The sequence below is a fragment of the Paenibacillus sp. S33 genome (assembly GCF_053615415.1).
On sequence record NZ_JBSIEZ010000001.1, the window covers coordinates 2,756,349 to 2,773,882 of the forward strand.

At 42.5% G+C, this 17,534-nt stretch carries 12 protein-coding genes and 1 pseudogene; 10 read left to right on the forward strand and 3 right to left on the reverse strand.

What is annotated here, in order from left to right:
- Positions 1–22 precede the first annotated feature (22 nt).
- From ACWGXJ_RS12580 to ACWGXJ_RS12600, 5 genes and pseudogenes are all read left to right on the forward strand, one after another.
- Entirely contained in the window at positions 23–1,117 is a 1,095-nt protein-coding gene (locus tag ACWGXJ_RS12580) for an L-dopachrome tautomerase-related protein (RefSeq protein ID WP_322163453.1), read from the forward strand.
- Between the two features lie 582 nt (positions 1,118–1,699).
- A complete protein-coding gene (locus tag ACWGXJ_RS12585; RefSeq protein WP_250268353.1) occupies positions 1,700–2,539 on the forward strand; it encodes an alpha/beta fold hydrolase in 840 nt (279 codons plus the stop codon).
- A 1-nt stretch (position 2,540) separates the two neighbouring features.
- Positions 2,541–3,008 carry a nitrogen regulation protein NR(II) gene (locus tag ACWGXJ_RS12590; RefSeq protein ID WP_069291945.1) on the forward strand — a complete coding sequence of 156 codons (468 nt, stop codon included), beginning with the start codon at positions 2,541–2,543 and terminating at the stop codon, positions 3,006–3,008.
- Between the two features lie 1,247 nt (positions 3,009–4,255).
- A pseudogene (locus ACWGXJ_RS12595) lies at positions 4,256–5,290 on the forward strand (glycosyl hydrolase); the annotation flags it as partial.
- A 389-nt stretch (positions 5,291–5,679) separates the two neighbouring features.
- A complete protein-coding gene (locus ACWGXJ_RS12600) occupies positions 5,680–5,793 on the forward strand; it encodes an IS3 family transposase (protein WP_148504410.1) in 114 nt (37 codons plus the stop codon).
- A 95-nt stretch (positions 5,794–5,888) separates the two neighbouring features.
- On the opposite strand, the gene ACWGXJ_RS12605 is transcribed toward ACWGXJ_RS12600, so the two are convergent.
- The 3 genes from ACWGXJ_RS12605 to ACWGXJ_RS12615 all read right to left on the reverse strand — a co-directional run bounded on the left by ACWGXJ_RS12605 (position 5,889) and on the right by ACWGXJ_RS12615 (position 10,454).
- A complete protein-coding gene (locus ACWGXJ_RS12605) occupies positions 5,889–6,734 on the reverse strand; it encodes a GerAB/ArcD/ProY family transporter (protein WP_452567896.1) in 846 nt (281 codons plus the stop codon).
- 322 nt (positions 6,735–7,056) lie between these two features.
- Entirely contained in the window at positions 7,057–7,353 is a 297-nt protein-coding gene (locus tag ACWGXJ_RS12610) for a Ger(x)C family spore germination C-terminal domain-containing protein (RefSeq protein ID WP_452567897.1), read from the reverse strand.
- A gap of 251 nt (positions 7,354–7,604) precedes the next feature.
- A complete protein-coding gene (locus ACWGXJ_RS12615) occupies positions 7,605–10,454 on the reverse strand; it encodes an alpha-amylase family glycosyl hydrolase (protein WP_452566874.1) in 2,850 nt (949 codons plus the stop codon).
- Between the two features lie 686 nt (positions 10,455–11,140).
- Here ACWGXJ_RS12615 and ACWGXJ_RS12620 point away from each other — a divergent pair.
- The 5 genes from ACWGXJ_RS12620 to ACWGXJ_RS12640 all read left to right on the forward strand — a co-directional run bounded on the left by ACWGXJ_RS12620 (position 11,141) and on the right by ACWGXJ_RS12640 (position 17,472).
- Entirely contained in the window at positions 11,141–11,332 is a 192-nt protein-coding gene (locus ACWGXJ_RS12620) for a hypothetical protein (protein ID WP_452566875.1), read from the forward strand.
- 460 nt (positions 11,333–11,792) lie between these two features.
- Positions 11,793–12,038 carry a hypothetical protein gene (locus tag ACWGXJ_RS12625; protein ID WP_452566876.1) on the forward strand — a complete coding sequence of 82 codons (246 nt, stop codon included), beginning with the start codon at positions 11,793–11,795 and terminating at the stop codon, positions 12,036–12,038.
- Positions 12,039–12,649: 611 nt separating this feature from the next.
- Positions 12,650–14,356, forward strand: a complete 1,707-nt coding sequence (locus ACWGXJ_RS12630; protein WP_452566877.1) for a histidine kinase — start codon at positions 12,650–12,652, stop codon at positions 14,354–14,356.
- Between the two features lie 2 nt (positions 14,357–14,358).
- Positions 14,359–15,765 (forward strand): response regulator transcription factor, encoded by a 1,407-nt coding sequence (locus ACWGXJ_RS12635; RefSeq protein ID WP_452566878.1) that lies wholly within the window; start codon positions 14,359–14,361, stop codon positions 15,763–15,765.
- A gap of 48 nt (positions 15,766–15,813) precedes the next feature.
- Positions 15,814–17,472 carry an extracellular solute-binding protein gene (locus ACWGXJ_RS12640; RefSeq protein ID WP_452566879.1) on the forward strand — a complete coding sequence of 553 codons (1,659 nt, stop codon included), beginning with the start codon at positions 15,814–15,816 and terminating at the stop codon, positions 17,470–17,472.
- Positions 17,473–17,534: the final 62 nt, after the last annotated feature.

Genomic DNA, 17,534 nt, shown 5'->3' on the forward strand with positions numbered 1-17,534 from the left:
CAAATATGTTGGGGAGGATATCATAAAACCTATGTTACCTATGGAAGAATATTTCGGTAAGTTAGAACTCGTTTATTCATTTTATGGGGCTATGCCTACAGGCGTTAGTGTATCAGAAACCGGGCGTATCTTCATTTGCTTTCCGAAATGGGGAGATGACGTTAGATTTACGGTAGCGGAAATTGTTGAGGGTCGGTTGCAGCCTTATCCTAATTTAGAAACGAATTTGGTAAATCCTTTGAATATCACTATGTCCTTCATCAGTGTCCAAAGTGTAATTGCTGATGGAAGGGGAACCCTGTGGGTACTGGATACAGCTGCACCAAATTTTTCTGAGCCTATTAAAGGAGGGGCAAAATTAGTCGCTGTAGATTTAAAAACAAATACAATAAGAAAAGTATACACGTTTGCAGAAGATGCAATCTTGCCGACAACGTATCTGAATGATGTCCGATTTGATTTTCGTGTTGGTAAATCAGGTTACGCATATATAACGGATTCTTCTTCCAAAGGTCCAGGCGCTATTATAGTCGTAGATTTAGAAAATGGAAATGCGTTTAGACGGTTAAATGGAGCAAATTCAACTTCACCCGATCCGTATTTTTTACCGAAAGTGGAAGGTAAAATTTTGATGAATCGAAACACAGATGGTTCGACATCTCCCTTTCGATTGGCCTCTGATGGTATAGCGATTTCCCCTGATGGAAAAATTATATTTTTTTGTCCATTAACCAGTCGTCATCTATACTCGATCTCAACAGAAGCCCTAAGAGACAGAACGATACCGGATTTCAACTTACGTTATCATGTGCAGTATTGGGGAGAAAAAGGTGCGTCTGATGGATTGATAACCGATGCAAAAGGAAACGTTTACGCTGGTGACTATGAAAACGATAGTATTCGAAAGATATTTCCGAATGGAATAATGGAAACCATCGCACATGATCCGAGAATTTTATGGCCGGATACTTTTTCTATTGGTCCAGATCAATACTTATATGTTATTGTGAACCAATTACATCGGCAGGCAAGATTTCATTATGGAAAAGACCTGCGACAAAAACCTTATAGTTTACTTCGTATAAAAATTGATGAATTACCTGCTCCCACCTTTTAATAAATATTCACTTTACAAAGTTGACTTTATTTGAATAGAAAATGCATTTCATAACCAATGCATGCTGCCACACAATTAGTAGCGGCATGTATTATTAATTTCAGCAATTCCAGGGAAGCTCTACATATTCTTATGTATACTTAAATTAGAACGTTTACGTTTTTTGAGAAATTGGAAATCAAATAGCTTTAATCGGTATGCTAGCTGCTGTTATTTTTGATCTTAAGCACTACACTACATTGTAGACTATCGGTACTCTGTTAAGAGCTAACAGGCAGTTTAGTCCAACGAGTAATCCTAATTCCGAAAAAAACATTATGGATAATGGAGCTGCAAACTGGCGACGGTAACTCAACTGGTGTTAGTCTCTTTAATCCAGCTTAGGTTCTTCGATTGTAAAACTATAAATCAAATCGGTGAATCGGTGGATAGCCTTTAAGCCAATGATATGCGTAGCTTCTTGTGGAACCGCAGATAAGAGTCAAGCAGATGATTAGGCACGTCAGGAAAAATTTAAAAATCTTGATATAGTGGTATAATGATTTATTGAACAGAATTTATCGTTACCAGGAGGAAAAGTCGATGGATAGCCAACAAATTCTCATCCGAAACAACGTCAAAGTAAGGGGCTTTGGTTCCAAGACTCTTATATTCGTCCATGGCTTTGGCTGTGACCAGAACATGTGGCGCTTTGTCGCACCAGCTTTCGAAGAGAAGTACAAGCTGGTATTGTTTGACTTTGTAGGTTCGGGAAAGTCCGATATGCAGGCCTATAATCCTTATATTTATCATGATCTGAACGGGTATGCCCAGGATATCTTAGACATTTGTTCAGCGCTCGAATTGAAGAATGCCATTCTAGTGGGTCATTCCGTCGGTGCTACTATCGGTATGCTGGCCTCTATTCAAAGATCTGAATACTTTGATCGGCTTGTTCTGATTGGTCCTTCTGCACGATATTTGAACGATTTACCTGATTACATCGGCGGGTTTGAACGGGAAGATCTGATGGATTTATTGGACTTGATGGATCAAAACTTTCAAGGTTGGGCGAGCTATCTGGCTCCTGTCATTATGGGGAATACAGACCGACCGGAATTATCTCAAGATCTTGAGTTAAGTTTTTGCGCGACCGATCCTAAGGTAGCCCGTCGTTTTGCGGAAGCAACGTTTCTCTCTGATTACCGTAAGGAACTCGGCAAGGTAGTGGTGCCTTCGTTGATTTTGCAATGCTCCGATGATGTAATCGTTCCGATGGAAGCTGGAGCCTATATCCACCAGCAGATGAAGGAGAGCGAGTTCCGACTGATGGATGCAACCGGTCATTGTCCACACGTAAGCCATCCGGATGAAACCATTAGACTCATCAGCGAATATCTTGCCTCAATCGATTCAATACAGGAAAGCGAGTTGCACACATAATATGGACGAACGGTTGGATCATGCCCCCTGCGGTTATTTGTCGATGGATCAAAATCTGACAATACGCATCGTCAATGCAACGCTGTGTCGCTTGTTAGAATATGAAAAACAAGGGGTAAACGGTATCAGTTTTGAATCCCTGCTAAATCGGTCCAGCCAAATTTTCTTTCAGGTTTATTTTTTACCGTTGATTCGGCTTAATCATCACGTAGATGAGATATATTTAATGATGAAAACGGGTAGCGGCGGAACACTTCCCGTTCTTTTAAATGCTGTGATTCGAGAGCAGGGAGACGAATTGGTGTACGATTGTGTCTTAATTCCCATGCTGCGTAGGAAGGAATACGAGCAACAGATTGAAAAAGCTGAGAAAGCCTATCGGAAGGCGGAAGAGGAGCTACTAAGGATTGAGAAGCAGCTTGATAAAAAAAAGGAAGAACTTTCATCTTTACCTAATCCCAAGATATAGTTCAATGCTTCTTTGAGTAGTTATACTCTAAAAGCCCGAATCGTGGTATTATCCCCTTTTAGTAGACAAGAGAAAAAAGACATCTGTTTGAAATGACCCCTATCAAGTAAACAGTAATAAAAAAAGCAATATTTAAGCAACCTGAGTCCGATATTTATACGGTCTTAGGTTGTTTAATTTTATGCAGAGAATATTAGTTTTTATGGATAGACGTTAATTAGATAACATGTTCCACTTTTTCACCTGTCGAAAAGTGTAGCGTTTAAAACACTCTGATTTGAAAATGGTTAAAGAAATTTCAAGTCATTTCTACATGATCTAATAGGCGATAATCTCGTTGTTATAAAGGTCTTTGATGGCAGATAGGTTTTATGTCCATTAAATATTAAATAGCGTAATAAGGATTTTTCTTACGTATAACAGCTTAACTCCTCATCTCGTTCATCAAGCGTATTCTCGATCCATACTTTGACCCGTCGATAATCGTAGATTCCTTTTACCTCTTTACAGCATCCGCTATCTTCATTTTGATCTGTTCATCCTCGAGCTGCGTGGAAGAAGTAAATTGATTCGTTTTCACCACTTATGTGTGTGAGTATGAATCCTCTATATAGTACAAGAATAACAATAATTTAAATCAAAATTCATAAGGGTGAATTAAAGATTCATAAAAATGAAACGGCAATATTTTCTTTATCACACACTTAGTCTCTACCATTCTTTGCAGAAATTGATAGTTTGTTGTTATATGAAATAATTTTCACTCCAATAGAACTATTTCAATTTTTTTCCTTAATGTCGATATAATTGAGGATTCGCCAAAAAGCCTTTTCATATAGGAAGATGGGATCAACTCGCTAAACAAAAAAATAATGTACGTTGCGATTGATGGTATCAGTCAACCAGCCGATCCTTAGGGAAGGAGGTAGTGTACTAGAAAAATGGATTATGTTATGCACAAAAAAAGGGGGCTAAAACAGAGTATAAATACTTGAGATCGTGGGATTAGGTTCTTTGATAACTTCTTGTTTCCCACATAACAGACCTTATCTTGCGATAACAGACAGCAAGATATAAACATTAGGAGGATAACCAATATGAATTCATTTAAAAAAACGAAGAGCTTGATCAGCACTCTGACCGGGGCAGCGTTATTATTCTCGCTACCAATGACGGCAGGCGCAGAGAGCAGTATCAACTATTTTGCCCATGCATCCGAAGAACCGGTTACCGTGTCTGAAGCTGTGTATGAAGCAGGATCAGGCGTTCTGAACGGGGGGGTGGCCGAGTTTCAAAAATCGACGGTCACTGAGGAGCATCAGGTTAGGAAGACACTCGTTAATCCCAACGCCTCGCCTGAAGCCAAATCGTTGATGAGCTATCTGGTCGATCAATACGGCAAGAGTATACTATCCGGTCAGCAGAACAGTTCTAACATTAGCTGGATGCAGGACGCGATTGGTAAAAAGCCAGCCATTGTCGGATTCGACCTGATGGATTATTCACCGTCTCGAGTCGAGTACGGCGCTTCCTCCTCCGAGATCGAGAATGCGATCGATTGGCATAGCCAAGGCGGTATTGTCACCGTCGTATGGCATTGGAACGCGCCGAAGGGTTTAATTGACCAGCCTGGTAAAGAGTGGTACAAGGGATTCTTCGGGGATTCCACCACTTTCGACGTTGATTACGCGTTGGATCACCCGGAATCCGAGGATTATAAACTTATTTTGCGGGATATCGATGCCATTGCGGCACAGCTTCAAAAGCTAAAAGATGCGAAAATCCCCGTGCTCTTCCGGCCGTTGCATGAAGCGGAAGGAGGATGGTTCTGGTGGGGCGCGAAAGGTCCGGAGCCGTCAAAGAAACTTTACCACCTGGTGTACGACCGCTTAACGAACGTGCATGATCTGAACAATTTGATTTGGGTCTGGAACTCTAGCGCACCGGAGTGGTATCCGGGACACGATGTTGTAGACATCGTGAGTACGGACCATTATCCGTCTGCGGGCGACTATAGTCCGGTCACTGACAAGTATGATGCACTCGTCTCGCTTGTGAACAACCAGAAGCTGGTCGCATTAACCGAGAACGGCGCGATCCCGGATCCGGATTTACTCTCCAGTGACGGAACGAACTGGAGCTGGTTCACTACCTGGACGGGAGAGTTCCTGACCGATGGCGTAAACAACAGCCGGGAGCATTTGAACAAAGTGTTTAACCATCCAAACGTGATCACGCTCGATGAGCTACCGGATGTAGATCATTACGGCCAAAACAATTAACGGTGTGTCCTAAGTGCACAATGAACAACCAAGGCCTCTTTTGCGGATACGGGTTACCTGATCTCCGACAAGATCATACCGACGCAGGGCAGTTTTACCTTGACGGTAACAAATAAGAGAAGTCTTTGTGAAAGATAAAGAGGGGAATTGGACAGAAGACTCCGTTAGGATCGAGGAGTACAAGTATTTAGACTCTATGCCAATGAACCTGCAATGATTGAATGAAATTTAAAAAAACGCTTATGCTGAAGTGATGCACTGGTATTATCCCCTTTAGTAGACAAGAGAAAAAAGACATCTGGTAAGATGGATTTAATCTTGTTGAACGGAGGGGATTTTTTCATGGCCAAAAAGGGACAACCCTTTCGGCAGTCTCCTTGGAGTTAAAGATGGAGGCAGAACAACAGGTACGTGAGTATATTTCATTTTATAACCAAAGTAGATTTCAGAAAAAATTAAACAACCGTTCCCCGGCTGAATACCGAGAAGCGGTTGCTGCTTAAACATGTCTTTTTAGTCCTGTCTACTTGACAGGGGGATGACCAATTTTCAGGCTTTTTGTCATTACAATATCGAAGTACTTCTTAACAGGTATTCTTTAACTGTCGGTCTCTGGTTGATTAGTGTTCTTCTTCAGCTTACCGAAACGAATCCGGTCCACCAGATAATATAAGACTGGAGTCACTCCTGTAAATATCTTTAGAAATATACTAAACAGCCAAAAGATAATCAGCAGCGGATCCAAATTTTCCAAGAAAACCCCCGCATGAATATAACGAATCAATTCTAATGTCGGATAGGTTAGATTTGCTGTTAGTTCTGAACTAAATAACAATAAGCATCCTAGCAGGACAGCAAGTATAACCACAACAGCTGTAGCCGTAGCCCCCATTAGGGATTTCATTAACTTATCAGTCCCTACAAAATACGGAAATAGGTACACGATAAAAGCCATTTCGCTGAACAGGGCCACGACGATCATTGTACCATTCCATATTCCAGCTGGTTGCCCAGCTGTAACCAATGCAACGGCCATGTCTATATTCATTTCTTTCGAGGCGAATAGGGGGAATGCCAGAACTGAGATTAAACTTAAGAAGAACACGCCTTGAGCGCTTTGAAATAACGCAACTGGGCCTGAACGAACCCCTCGGGCTACACAAAAACCGAATAAAATTGCTATAGGCCAGTCCGGTGTCCCAGGTAAGTATATTTGTACGACAAAGTCAATAAACTGGCGCATGATAAATGCGGCTGAGAACAGATTGACAAAGATGACGATCAGAAACAGCGGATAATGGATCCTTCTGCCCAAGATGTCCTTTCCGTACTGTCCAAGAAAATGTGTAGGCCTGCGAAGACATAACCTATAAGTTAGATAAGCTATGAGAAGCCCGATTAGACTTCCGAGTAATACCGGACACCCAAGACATATATCCGGCATTTTTAACCAAGGGGCTGATGAAGAACCCGATCGTACATGAGAAAAGGAATTGAGCAAAGAACATGTACACCTGAAGCGATGTTATTTTTCCCATGGGGCCTCCTTCAATCTCCGATGAATAAGAACCTCTGTATGGGCTCAAAAATAAACGAGATAACCAGCCCAAGGGACCACCGATCCTTTAAGGCATAAGTAACTTCCATCCCGGTGAATATGACTAGCCATAAACACGCCAGAATCATGACACTACGCATAGAACGTTTATTTTTCCGTAGGTATCTCCATTCTAAAATACCTACTGCACCATAAACAACGATCATAATCATTTGTCTTCCTCCGTATCCGACAGGATTCTGTTCCACTGAGGTCTCTGCGACGTACCGAACCATTTAACAGAAATATTAACCCTAGGATCTACTCTCACCTGGTCAGCGTAACGCTTTCCCCACTCAGGCCTAAGGTCCTTCCATCTCCCGGGATATCTCCATTTAATATAATCTGCGAACTGAAAAACATCTGATTTCAATGTCTTAGATACGACCACAGCTCGGCGGATGCGGTCTTTGATTTTCTCATTTAGCAGCAGTTCAAGCTTTCGAAGCTCAGTCGGTTCAGTCACATCTATAGCTTGGCTTGCGTTCGGTGATGTTCCTCTTGCCCTTTTCCGATTACAAGTATGTCTCGTCCATTTCAACGATAGCTTCTGGCTTTAGAAGCGATTTGCTGATGTGCATCTTCCAAATCATAAAACCAGAAATTTAGTCCAGAGCAATATTCGACTCTCTCTTGGATCTACTTTTTAATGAAGCAACCTTAGCACGGTGCAATACCGAACTGAGGTTGCTTCAGTTAACTAAGACATACTGCCGTTTACTTCAGATAGGTTCCCGTTTCTCCAATTCCACCTCTGCCATTCAATACATATACCCTTGCATTTCCTTTGCCGGAGCATGTCAGGGTAATCTTGCCATCAGTAACGGTTTTGGAATCACCGGTCACTGCATCCACATAGGTTCCGTTCGGAATTCCGGTAAACGTGGCGTTTCCTGAAATCGTGACCAATGCAAAGCTGTCAATGCCTTTGGCACTGTCGGTATATCTTCTCTTAAACGCCAGATTGCCCGATACATTCTCTGTGGAATACTGGCCTTTTTGCAAGGCGGGTACAGCTCTTCTGATTAAATTAAGCTGTCTGATATGTTTCGCCAGAGGATGATTGAGCGATTCCGCAAGCGTGCCAGTAGCATTCGTGTATTTGCCGTAATCTTGTACCGTAACATTGCCTTCCATGTGATCGCCGAAATATGCCCGTCCTGTTTTGCTTAGCGGTGCGTTTGGACCTGTATCAATGGTTGCCCCTTTTTGAAACTCGATTTCGGAGCCATAGAAGATAGCGGGTATTCCGCGGAAGGTGAACATCAGATCGAGATTCTCGGCCCAAGTGTCCTGTGTGCCCGCAAATCTTTGATTTTCCGGAGCCTGGTCGGGCGCATAGTCATGCGAGTCGACATAGGTTACATTCCAGGTAGCATCATTATAGTATTGATCGCCACCTTTCATACTGAATGCTTCCTGTGCAGTCTTGAATGCCCAATGCATTGGAAAATCAATCACATCCATGCCCGATTTCATCGAATAGTCAGGCGTATGATAGGTATTTCCGTTTAAGAAAGCATTGTTCGAGGTTGGCTGTCCTGCTGTAGTAGAGTTGTCCGCCCACTCTTGTTCAACTGACGCTTTATTGGAGGCGTAGTCATTCTTTCCATCGCCCGGATACGATTTTGAGCTTTTCCAAGTATAGAATGGCGTCGAGATCGCTGGAATTCCACTGTTCCAGACATCTCTGTAACGAGTGGCTACTTCTCCAAAAATATAGAAATCCGAGCCGCCTCTTGTCTTCCAGGCAGGAATATAGTATTTATTGAAAATATACCGGCTTACATGCTTCACCGTATCGACACGGAAAGCGTCAACACCCATGTCTATATAGTGATTGTAGGTATCAATTAAATATTTGTTAACTGCAGGGTTTTCCGTGTTCAAATCCACGCAATCGCCCGCTATCTGACCGGTTTGAACAGTATAGGATTCCCAGGAGAGACTTTTTTCTGTATGGTAAATGTTATTGTTCGTCCCCTCTGACTTCATTAAGGCGAGCCTTGCCTGATACTGCTGATCGGGTGTCATGGAATCATAGTTTGGCGGCAACTTATCCGTAGTCTTCACCAAGTTGTTAGCGGTATCGGGTTTAGCTGGATCTTTCTTGAACATGGGATACAGATTCTCTTCACCGAAATTACCCGTATGATTGACGACGATGTCCTGAATAACCTTCAGCCCTTTGGCATGGGCCGCATTGATCAAATCCTGATAAGAAGCTCCTGCCGATTCATACCGTGGGTCTACTTTGGCAAAATTTAAAGCATGGTAACCATGGTAATCATAACCGCTGGCATTTTGCACAACAGGTGTAATCCAGATGGCGCTGAATCCGAGGGCTTTGATATAATCGAGCTTTTGAATCAAGCCCTTAAAGTCCCCTCTCCAAGCTGGGTCCGAATCTGGATTGCGCGCCTTTCCATCATCCCATGCGTGCACGTTATTGCTCGAATCACCGTCATAGAACCGGGAAGTAATCACGAAGTAAATAGTATCTTCCCGAAAATCCCCCTTAGTTCCAATATTATAAACAAAGCTCTGTTTGGTTTGATTACCAGCACCGTCTATAACGAGAAATTTTAATGTCGTGGTCTTGGAGATAAGAATAGACGGTCCAGTCAATCCGGCCAGCGCGTTGCCGAGGATATAGACTTTTGAGCTTGTGGTTGGTTCTGTACCATCCTCCGTATAGTATGCCTTGGTCGTTGCCGCCTTGTTATCTTTCAGGTTAAAGGATACAGTCACTGAGGAATCGGAATGCCCTGCAGGCAAATTCGCTGTGATTGTCGGAGCTTGCAGATCTGCATTTAGGTCAATCACATAAGCGAAAGAGGATGCATTTCCAGTTTGACCGATTGAATTAACACCGAAGGCCTTAATGGTCAAAGAGGAAGCAACTTGGATTGGAGAGGTATACAAGGTCGAGGATGTCGTAGGTGTCGAGCCGTCTATCGTATAGTAAATCTTATCGTCACTGTTGGTGCTGGAAAGCGTCACCGTTTGGGACGAATCATAAGTTTTGGGTACAGGAGAGGCGGAAATCGCCGGAATTTTAGGCATTTCCGGGCTGGCATCATACCATGTGTTATCTGTGTAATACCAGCCCTCTTTCACACTGCGGGACAAGTCGGCCGTCTGTTTGCCGCTACTGTCATTGAAGATGAGACTTGAGCCTGTCGCCTCGGCAATGGTGTAGCTGTACCAGTCGTTTCCATCCGGCTTCATCAGGATTCCCGGCCACGCCCCGCTTATCGGAACGGTTGTCGGATTCAGATTCCAGTAATGGATTCGAATCGCTGAATTCCAGCTTGAAGGTTTCTTAAAGTGAACCGTTAACCCAGTTTGAGTTGATTTAGGTGTTGTGGTAGGTGCATACGTTGCGGTTACGGTAGACGTGATAGAAGCGGTTGTCGATGGAAGGGCAGTTGCTGTGGAATTCGTGTAGGTGGATGTATAATCGGTGTTACTGGCCGAAGCTACGCCGGGTAAACCGAAGAAGTTGAAGCAAAGTGATAAAATAATCAACCAAGAAATAAAACTCCTAGTTTTTTTCCTTAGCAAGTTAACAACCTCCTGATAATATTTAGTAGGGGAGATAATGCAATCGGTTGCATTAAAAGTAAAAAAAAGAAAGACATTTATTTTGATAAAATGGATTCATTGATCGCCTCCTCCACGGTATATATGGAAAATAATCATTGTACGCGCTTACAAAAGAAACTATGAGAAAAGCCCATTAACACAGGGCTCTATATCAATGATTTTTTCCTTTTATGATTATATCATCCATACTTTTACTGGTCAATGCATTGCTAGGGACATATTTTTAAGGTTTTAAGAGTTTATATTTTAGTACTAAAAAGGGGATGATTCCTTCAATGTAATAGCATAGCGAGAACTTATTCTACATATTCGAAGAGTTTTTGCAAGAAGCTAGTCAGTGAATGGCTAAAAACAGTGAAAAGATGGATTTTCAGAGAAAAGCGTATGTTTAAACGAAGAATGTGGAGTGAACGGATCAAGGAGCAGATGGGGAAGCCGTTAGAAAATTATCTTTAATATAAGCATTGACAAATTGTTAAATGAATAAAACCATGTCTCTGAGTATAATTATATGCAAACGATTGCCCTTTTGAAAACGTATGCATTTTGTTTTTTTACCCTCTTTTATTTACTCCTAATCTCTCAAGAGAGGTTGGTTGTAAAATAAAATCAAGTTTAGTATGAGGAGGAAGGCAAGCCCCATCTTGAGACGTATTTGGAGTATCGTTCTCTTTGTCGCATTGTTGTTGCAAACGATTGGCTTAAATCCCGAAGCACAGGCGAATGCCGATGTTCGGCAGTTAGACGGTTCGGATGCGAAGCTATCGGCTGTCGCAAACTACGGACTCCCGGAAAGGACGAAGGATGGTCTTATTTTTCATGCGTGGAACCTTTAATACGCTGTAGCTAGATTGCAACAACGTGCAATCTTGAATTTTTTTACAAACAGGAAAAATTGAAGTTGGTTACCGTATGCTTCAGGTTGGAGATGATGGCTAGGTAACAAAACCATTATGTAATTAGAGATCATGCTCTTATGGAGCATGGTTTCTTTATTTTTCATCTGCCATCTAAATCTTAAGATGATCTTTATACCTATATGAAAACCCTAATCCTAAACTAATGGTGAAAATGTTACGGTGAACTCAGAAGTAAGCAGGATAAGAAGGATAAGGAGGATAAGGAGGTTTAGCATGTGAGATGGGCACTACCTTGTTCGTCTGTTTCATCGGCTAAGCTGTCAACTGAGTGATAGGGAAAGAGGTATGGGGATGAATGAAATTTTAACAATTGCGGGTCTGATCTCAATCGTGCTGGCAGTGCTGTATTCCGTAAAAAATATATGATTTTATCGATTTGCAGAAGGTGACACGGAAGGATATCTATGAGAACTATAATATCTATAAAGCAGCTCAGAAGTTTGCTCTCGGTACACCCGTCGATGAGATCAGAGAAATCCTGACAAACAGCTATGAGTTAGACGATAACCAGGTTGAAGAGACAATGCTTTTGGCACTTCCTCATCGGAACGATACCGATGGTGGATATCTTGCCTTTATCAAGGCTATAAATCGTGTGCTGGGACAAGAGGTTTACAGCTAAACCTCAGAAAGAAGGAAAAATATGAATCGTCAGGCCGCGTTACTGGTGTCTGCTCCCAATCTGGCCGGAGAACAATTTTATTGAAATCGATATTAAGGAAAAACAATTGCCGACAAAGGAGTTCAGCAAGTATATATATCTGAAGAACAACGGAGGGAGCCTTTTTTTGTATGCAGAAAATCTAAGTAGAATGACAGACACTGGCAAAACAAGAACAGGTAGAGCGGAAAACAGAAGAAAACACATAAAGACAAGAAAAACCTTGGAATGATGTCGCTTCTTTTTTTGGTTCGTGATGAACGGAAGGACTACAATAAGCAATTAAACACGACAAATCGGATGTATGCAAAGAGGAAGAGAGAATAAGCTCTATGAATTCCATGAAAGCGTTTGACATATTTGAATATCAATCTATAATTATGAACAGAATTGGACCTCACAGAGATGGAAGTATCCTGATTTTTTCAATATGAAACGGATTGAGATGTCACCAATTTTCAAATAGGTCGCTGCCTATGAGGAATACGATAATTGATAGAGCTGTTGTTCATAAACAGCAAGCCCCATAACCAGAGGCTTGCTGTTTCATTTACCTAAGGAGAATGGTCGGAATGACACTTAAAAAAAGAATCTTTCTATTGTTTTTTCTCAGCGCGTTTATTCCCTTTATTAGTATATTTGAAATTTCTTACTATACCATTGATTCCATTTTTGCGAATAAAATCAATGATGGAATTCGGAGCAATCTACAGCAGGTAACTTCATCACTGGAGAATTCAATTAACAACCTGAATCATGTTACTCAGCAATTGTCATATAGAGGTACATTAGGTGAGAAACTGGATGAAGTCTTGAAGCCTTCTTCCAATATATTTGAATTGATTGAGGCTAGAGATGAATTAAAGAATGAGTTAAATGTCGTAACGTTTACTAATCCGAATATAGGTCTGACCTTATACTATTTTCAGAAAGAAGGCACTACACAGTTCGCTAACTTTCCCATCAAAGATCGTTTTTCCCCCGAGTCTTTGCCTGTGTTATTCAAATCATATGGCATTGCGTACTATGGTCCCCATATCAGTATGAACCGATTTGATGATCAGCTCGTTTTATCTGCTATGCGAAAGGTACAACTGCCTCAAAGGGACGATGTATATATTTACGTCGAATCTGGCTTTCGCCTTACACAGGATATACTGGATTACAATCAATACAAAGGAGCTTTATCGCATTTGATCCTGAATGGTGAGGGCAACATTGTTTACAGTGAAATTCCAGAAGCGATGAAGGTCGGAGAGAATTTCTCCAGCATATCGAAAGGTACTGCAAAAGATGGAATATCCCGTGATTACCATTGGTTTAAGGAGGACTCCTCTCAGAATTGGAGCGTCATATCGGTAATTTCGCAGGCTAAGTATCAACAGGAGAAAAACCAGTGGCTGCTTCAAATATTACTGGTCGCTTTATTTTTTTTCGGCTTTACCGTATTTCTTGCTTGGCTTCTGTGGAAGACCGTCTACAAACCACTCGGTCTGTTCCATTCGGAAATTAACGGAATGTCTCAGAATCCACAAAAGGCAGGCAGCCAGATCCGCACTCAAATTCCCGAGTTTGACTTTCTGCTGGGGGAATTCTCAAATATGCAGCATCAAATCGGCGACCTGTTCAAGGAAGTGCAGCAGAAAGAAAAGATCCGTGCAGATTTGGAAGTGGAAAAATTGTTATATCAGATCAATCCTCACTTTCTGATGAATACGCTGGATACTGTGCACTGGCTGGCCGTTATGAACGGACAAGGGGAGATTGACAAGTTGGTGCAATCCTTGAACAAGCTGTTATATTACAATTTGGGTAAATTAGGGCAAGTATCCACGATGGAAGAGGAAATTGATGCGCTAAGACAGTACCTAATCCTGCAACAAATTCGATATGACTTTGAATTTGACGTGCGTATTTCAGCGGATGATCAAGTGCTACAAATACCTGTGCCTCGTTTTATTCTGCAACCGTTGGTTGAAAATTCACTTTATCATGGACTGAGTGACGAAGGTTTTATTCAAATTGAAGTTACACTCGCCAAAACGCTGAATATTTTAATACAGGATAATGGAGCAGGTATGACCGAGGAAGCGATTCAAAGACTTCTGAACAATCGTATAGCTGAACATAAAAAAGTAGGGATGGGCATCGGACTCAATTATGTCCACCGCATGTTGAGGGCACAGTACGGAGATCAAGCACAACTGGTGATCGAAAGTGAATTGGGTACAGGGACAAGTATACTGCTCATACTTCCTATCAAAGGAGAAGATGTCTGAGGATGATTAAGGTGTTAATTGTGGATGACGATAAATTGGTACGAAAAGGAATAAGCTCCGCGATGCCGTGGAACGAGTTCAATATGGAGGTTGTAGGAGAAGCAAGTAACGGGTTGAAAGCGCTGGATTTTCTGAAATCCCAACCGGTCGATCTGATGTTGACGGATCTCGCGATGCCGGTGATGTCAGGCATTGAACTGATGCGAGCTGCAAGGCAGCTCTATCCAGAACTACATATTGTCGTATTAACACTGCATCAAGATTTCGATTATATCCAGGAAGCGCTCAGGCTGGGAGCCATCGATTATATAGCCAAAGTTCAGCTCGAGAAGGAGCAATTCGAACACGTGCTGCATCGAATACATACCCGGATTGACGAGCTGGCGAATACAAGACGAAAGCTGCCGCTGCTAAGTGATACCAATGTCCTTTATCGCCATGTGTATGCACTTGTTTCACTGGATCGCAAGTCAGGACAGAACTGGCCGATTGAACTGACATCCAATGTAGATGAGATCCGTTGGGAGGTTGAACGGAACAGCTGGATGTGGACGGCACCCATGGACGTAGAGGATCAGCTGTTCCATAAACTGAAGGAATACCTGGATCAAGTTCCCCAAGGCGCCTTGCTGGTTCTGTCCGATGTACAAGAGCGAACATGGTCGCAAATCCAAAACTGGATTATGAATTATACAGAAACGTCCTTATTTTATGCATACAATCCTTATGATCCTGTCATTTCCGTTTCGATGAATGTGGAGGACTCATTTCCAATAGAACCGCAGGATGAAGACATGGATCGTATTAAGCAAAGTTGGTTCCTATCACCATGGACCCACAACGACAGTTACTACAACCAACTGATTGAACAGTTCAAATCACTAAGACTGCATAAAGGCCAGCTGATGGGTTTGCTATACTCTATAGTTATGGAATGGAATCACCTTTTTGCTCAGACCACGCTGGGTAGAATCTCAATGATCCATTCTTTTCAATCCTGGTACGAGGTAGAAGATTGGATCAAGCAGACCTCTGTGGGCATTCGTAAGGCAGATGAACAGACTTCGTATTCACAAGAAATTGTAGACGCCGTGAAAAAAGCGATTATGATCATGCAAAATGATTTGGACCAAGCTTTTACAGCTTCAGGTCTGTCCCAACAACTGAACATCAGCCGAAGCTATTTCAGTCAATGCTTCAAGGATTTAATGGGGAAAACCTTTAATGAGTACTCCCGATTTATACGAATAGAGAAGTCTAAAGAGTATTTATTGAATACAACCAACACGATTTTCTGGATTGCGGAGCGAGTGGGTTATACGGATGAAAAATATTTCAGCCGAATTTTTCGCGAATTGACAGGTCTGCTGCCAAGCGAATATCGACAGCTCGGCAGAGGGGATAAATAGCGTATTCTCCCAGATGAGTCAATAATCCGGGCGAAAGAAGGGAAAGCGATGATTAAGAAGATGGCTGCGTGTGTTCTTGTCGTCAGCTTAATTACAGGGACAGTATATTTCAGCAGCCCATACTTCCGGGAATCACCAATGGGATCAACGAAAACAATCTCGGACACTGCTACTGCCGATCCATTGGGGAAATATGAACATCCCGTTTCCATCCGGCTGGGATATGTGGTAGACCCAACAGGCGCGGATCTATCCGGAGGAGAAACACTTGAGAAGAATATGTGGAAAACGATGATTAAACAAAACCTTAACATTGATGTCCAGGTATTATGGCAGGTGTCGAAGGAAAATCTGGGTCAGAAAATCGATCTGGCTATCGCCAGCAATGATCTGCCGGATGCCATGATTGTAAATCAGGTGCAGCTGAACGAGATGATCAAGGCTGGAGAAATTGAAGATCTAACCGAGGCATACAATAGCAGCGCATCACCGGAAATAAAAAAAATCATCGATAGCACAAACGGATTGGCTATGGAACAAGTGACCTTCGATGGCAAGATGATGGCTGTTCCTTCTGTGACAGCGGAAGACTTCAGCATGCTCTGGATTCGACAGGATTGGCTGGATCGTCTTGGACTGAAGCCGCCGAAAACGGTCGATGATCTGGAAGCTATCGCCAAGGCCTTTGTGGAGAATGACCCGGATGGAAACAGTAAGCGGGATACGATTGGCCTTGCTTCAAGCACTGGACTGTATAACGATTTCAACAACAGTGCTTTTGCTTTTGATCTAACGCCGATCTTCGCAGCATATGGATCTTTCCCGGGATATTGGCTGAGCAAAGATGGAAAACCTGTATACGGTTCGGTTCTACCGGAAACGAAGGACGCCTTGGTAAAGCTGCGTGAAATGTACGCCAAAGGCCTTCTCGATCCAGAAATGGGCATCCGCAAAGAAGCGGAGGAAACGGTCATTAACGGTCAGGCGGGGATGTTCTTTCAAGGTTTCTATGCTGGGTACTGGCCCCTTCCGAGCGCTTGGCAGAACGAGCCGAAGGCGAACTGGCAAGCATACGCACTCCCGCTGGATGCAAACGGAGCATACCATGTGAAGGTGGATAATCCGTCAAGTTCATTCTTGGTGGTACGAAAAGGATATGCTCATCCCGAAGCGATCATTAAAATTAACAATCTGTACCTTCGTGATGAGTTCAAGTACGGTACGCGTTTTATGCTGAGCCGCAATTTCTTTGCTCCGGTAGATGAGGCACGATATGAATCGAAAGCCGCGCAGGATATTCTGATGGGAACCAAAACACCCGCCGATTTCAAGGGCAAGTCTGAATACAAATTACTGGAAAACTTGGTTTCGACGATAAAACAAACCAAATTGAAGCCTTATGATCAACATGGTATTTCCTATTGGAATAAACAGAGCGACAGCTTTATGCGGAGTTATTCGCTTCTTGTAGGCGGAAGAAATTTCTTCGATCCAAACATCCATAAAGTTCGAAGCCTTACCTATATACGAACTCCAACGATGGAGAAGGCTTGGGGTGAACTATCGAAACTGGAACATGATACATTTTTGAAAATTATTTTAGGCGCTGAACCAATCGATTCATTTGATCAATTTGTCGAGGAATGGAAGGAACAAGGGGGCGATCAAATGACTGTGGAGGTGACCGTAGCCCATAATCATCGCTGAAGACCATCATACGATAAATTCTACACGACACTTTTATAATTCCATTAATCAAGCCGACAGAT

Coding starts and splice junctions, on each gene's coding strand:
- ACWGXJ_RS12635 (WP_452566878.1), top strand. CDS start 14,359: ATGATTAAGGTGTTAATTGTGGATGACGATAAATTGGTACGAAAAGGA.
- ACWGXJ_RS12630 (WP_452566877.1), top strand. CDS start 12,650: ATGACACTTAAAAAAAGAATCTTTCTATTGTTTTTTCTCAGCGCGTTT.
- ACWGXJ_RS12605 (WP_452567896.1), bottom strand. CDS start 6,734: ATGCCGGATATATGTCTTGGGTGTCCGGTATTACTCGGAAGTCTAATC.
- ACWGXJ_RS12585 (WP_250268353.1), top strand. CDS start 1,700: ATGGATAGCCAACAAATTCTCATCCGAAACAACGTCAAAGTAAGGGGC.
- ACWGXJ_RS12600 (WP_148504410.1), top strand. CDS start 5,680: ATGGAGGCAGAACAACAGGTACGTGAGTATATTTCATTTTATAACCAA.
- ACWGXJ_RS12640 (WP_452566879.1), top strand. CDS start 15,814: ATGATTAAGAAGATGGCTGCGTGTGTTCTTGTCGTCAGCTTAATTACA.
- ACWGXJ_RS12590 (WP_069291945.1), top strand. CDS start 2,541: ATGGACGAACGGTTGGATCATGCCCCCTGCGGTTATTTGTCGATGGAT.